This window comes from Singulisphaera rosea (genome assembly GCF_054877945.1).
The window spans coordinates 1-3,490 of record NZ_JBTYIP020000070.1; the positions used below are offsets into that span (position 1 = coordinate 1).

Sequence of the window (3,490 nt, forward strand, 5' to 3'; positions counted from 1 at the left end):
GGCCCATTATGGTAAGCCAGGCGTTATGTGCAGCTCACTCCGATGGAGGGCAGGCCTGACGTAATCCTCCCGGCCAGCACTTTACATAATCTCGTCCTTGGGTCCTTGACACGCGCCTGCGGCGCGGGACCTGAAGGAGGAGATCATGTTCAAAGATTGGTTGTCGGGTGAGCTGCGATCCTGGTACGTCCAGTCGCCTCACAAGGATCGCATTGATTTCGTGGGCGCCCGCCTCCAGGAGTTGAAGTACCTGCCTGTGGTCGTCCGTCTCCATCTCCACGAGTGGGTCCGCTTCGCACGCCACTTGGAGGAGCATGCCCTTCCGTTACCGTGCTCCGTCCACGACCTGGGAGTCACGCGCTACCTCGCGGTACGCTTCCCCAGGGGGAGTCTCAGCCGACGGCGCGGTATCCTGTCGTCGATCCGCATCTTCCTCGAGATGGACGGCGACGGCCGATTCTCCCGCCGTGCCCTCGCCCCGCAACGGACGACCAATGCCCTGTTCCAACAGGTCGCCCCCGCCTATCTGGACTTCCTTCGGAAGCATCACGGGGTCGCGGCCAAGACGGTCCGCAAACGGGCTTTCCAACTCACCCTGTTTACGGGCTACCTCGAGCGAGCCGGCATTTCGACCTGGGAGGAGGTGCAACCGGCCGCCCTCCGGACGTTCTTGGCGACGCAGTTGACCGACAAGGGGCTCGGAACCCGGCGGTCGTACGCCAGCACCTTGCGCGGTTTTCTTCGCTGGGCCTTCCTCCACGGCCTCCTGGAACGCGACCTCTCGCCAGCCGCAGCCTTGGTGCGGCAATACCGACTCGCGGGCATCCCGGACCTCCTGACGGACGACGAGGTTGCCGCGCTGCTCCAAGCGGTCGATCGGAGCACAGCGTTGGGCAAGCGGGACTACGCGATCTTGCTGCTGGCGGCCCGCCTCGGCATGCGACCCGGTGACATTCGCCAACTCCGGCTCGATCACATCAACTGGCGCAGCCAGCAGATCGCCTTCCCCCAAGCCAAGACTGGAAGGCTGCTGGTCTTGCCGCTCTTGTCAGAAGTGGCCGAAGCCCTCATCGCGTACCTCCGTCACGGCCGGCCCCAAGCCGAGTGTCGCAACGTCTTTGTGCGGCACCTGGCTCCCTATGAGCCTTTCGTGCCGGACAACAACTTGGCGACGATCGTTCAGCAGGCCCTTCGCCGAGCCGGACTGGATTCCCGGCACGGTCGCAAGGGTCTCTATCTGTTCCGTCACACGCTCGCGTCGCGGTTGCTCTCCACCGGGACCTCGATCAAGACCATCGGCGATGTCTTGGGGCACGTCCATCTGGACTCGACCCTCATCTACACCAAGGTGGACTTGGCCCACCTCAAGACCGTCGCCCTCTCTATCGAGGAGTTACTCCAATGACCATCCCAATATTCACGTCTCCCCTGAAGGACGGGCTGGAGCGGTTCCTCCAATTCAAGCGGGCGGCGGGCTGTCGGTATCGAGAAGAGGCCCTCGCTCTCGGCTATCTTGACCGATTCCTGGGCCGCTATCTCGCGGGCAAGGACCCGGTCATCACGCTGGAAGTGGTTCGCGCTTATCTCGCCGAGGCCGATCAGCGATCGGACAAGACCCGGGAGAACCGACTGAGCTTGATCCGCGAACTCTGCCGATTCCTTGCCATCGAGGACCCCAGGACCGCGATCCCGCCGAGGAACTTCCTGAAGATCTCTCGGCGCCACTACGTGCAACGCATTCTGACGCGCGAGGAAGGTAGGCGCTTCTTGACGGCGTGCGCAAGCTTTCCGCGGGCACGCTGTTCCCCACTTCGAGGAGTGGTACATGGGACCGCTCTGACCCTCTTGTACGTAGCCGGCCTTCGGTTGGGGGAAGCCCTGCGGCTGACCATCGCGGACGTCGATCTCTCGGGTGGTTTGCTGCATGTGCGCCAGACGAAGTTCGGCAAGTCGCGATTGGTCCCGATCAGCTCTGACATGATCCAGAGATTGCAAGAGTGCAGCTGGTCGATTGAGCAGCGCCTCGGGGCCCGCCCCACTACCGCCTGGTTCTTCGCGGGGCCGACAGGGAAACCCGTCTCATCCAGTGCCCTGCGTGCCTCATTTCGCGACATGCTAGCGCGCGCCGCGATCGCGCCGGCCGGGGCCGGCAGGCGTCCTCGACTCCACGATCTTCGGGGAACGTTCGCCGTTCACCGCCTCCTGCGCTGGTACGAACAGGACGCGGACTTGAACGCGAAACTGCCCCTGTTGGTCACGTACCTCGGGCATGTCGGACTCGAGGGCTCCCAGCGATACCTGCAACTGGCCCAGGACCTCCTTGGCGAGGTCACCCGGCGATACCAAGCACACTTCGGGCATCTCATCACCGATGAACTGGAGGGAAATCCCCATGAGATCACCTGAGCTGTCCCGACTTGTGACCGACTTCTTTCGCGCGCACCTGGGCGCCGAGCGCAATGTGAGCCACCACACGACGCTCGCGTATCGCGACGCCTTGAAGTTATTCCTGCGATTCGCCGCCGATCGGCACCAGCGCCCGGTCGATCGTCTGACTATCGGCGATTTCACCCCTGAGGTCGTCCTAGCCTTCCTCGATTCGCTGGAAACGGCGCGACACAACACCATCCGGACCCGGAACGCTCGCCTGGCCGCCATCCACTGCTTCTTCCGTTATGTCCTGGACTGTGAGCTCTCTCACGCGGCGCTCTGCCAAAGGATCCTGGCCATCCCCGTGAAGAAGGCCGTCCGGCCCTCCCTGGGATACCTCAGCGATGAGGAATTGGGGAACCTGCTGGGCCAGGTCGATCGATCCACCCGGGAGGGCCGGAGGGACTACCTGCTCCTGGCCCTCCTCTACGATACCGGCACCCGCATCCAGGAACTCCTCGACATGACGCCGGCCGATTTCCAGCTCACGAGTCCCGCGTTCGTGCGCGTCCTGGGAAAGGGGAAGAAGGAACGGCTCTGTCCCCTACTACCGCAGACGGCGAGGGTCGTGTCACGCTTCATCGAGGCCGAGGGGCACCAGGCCAACGACCGGGGCCCCCTCTTCCAGAATCGGCGCGGCGAGAAGCTGACGCGCCAGGGCGCCCGGTACTTGCTCAAGAAATACCTGAACGGCGCGGCCAAGATCATACCGAGGCTCAACCGGAGCGGCATCAGCCTGCACACACTCCGCCACACCAAGGCCATGCACCTGCTGCAATCGGGTGTGCCGATCATCACGATCAAAGACGTGCTCGGCCACGCGGACGTCAAGTCGACCGAGGTTTATGTCCAGACCGATCTGGAGGCCAAACGCAAAGCGTTGGAGCAGGGAGGCGCCGCATCAAAGGACGTTCGCCGATCACGGGAGCTCGCCCCGGATCTCCTCGCATGGCTCGAGTCCCTGTGACGGGATTATGGAAAGCAATGCACCGATTCAGGGCACGGAAGCCCGGTTTCCTCCAAGGTCCGAAACATAACGCCGGGCTTACCATAATGGGCC

3 protein-coding genes are annotated in these 3,490 nt (G+C 63.3%); all 3 read left to right on the forward strand.

The features are described from left to right. Nucleotides 1-145 precede the first annotated feature (145 nt). From ACYOEI_RS40880 to ACYOEI_RS40890, 3 genes are read left to right on the forward strand one after another with little or no spacing between them, the layout of a single operon-like run. Nucleotides 146-1,405 carry a site-specific integrase gene (locus ACYOEI_RS40880; RefSeq protein WP_462856443.1) on the forward strand — a complete coding sequence of 420 codons (1,260 nt, stop codon included), beginning with the start codon at nucleotides 146-148 and terminating at the stop codon, nucleotides 1,403-1,405. After that, the gene (locus tag ACYOEI_RS40885) at nucleotides 1,402-2,406 is read left to right on the forward strand and encodes a tyrosine-type recombinase/integrase (protein ID WP_462856444.1); all 1,005 of its coding nucleotides are present in this window, start codon (nucleotides 1,402-1,404) and stop codon (nucleotides 2,404-2,406) included. Before ACYOEI_RS40880 ends, ACYOEI_RS40885 begins: the two co-directional genes overlap by 4 nt. Beyond that, entirely contained in the window at nucleotides 2,393-3,397 is a 1,005-nt protein-coding gene (locus tag ACYOEI_RS40890; protein ID WP_462856445.1) for a tyrosine-type recombinase/integrase, read from the forward strand. The genes ACYOEI_RS40885 and ACYOEI_RS40890 overlap by 14 nt, the downstream gene beginning before the upstream one ends. The last annotated feature ends 93 nt before the right edge of the window (nucleotides 3,398-3,490 follow it).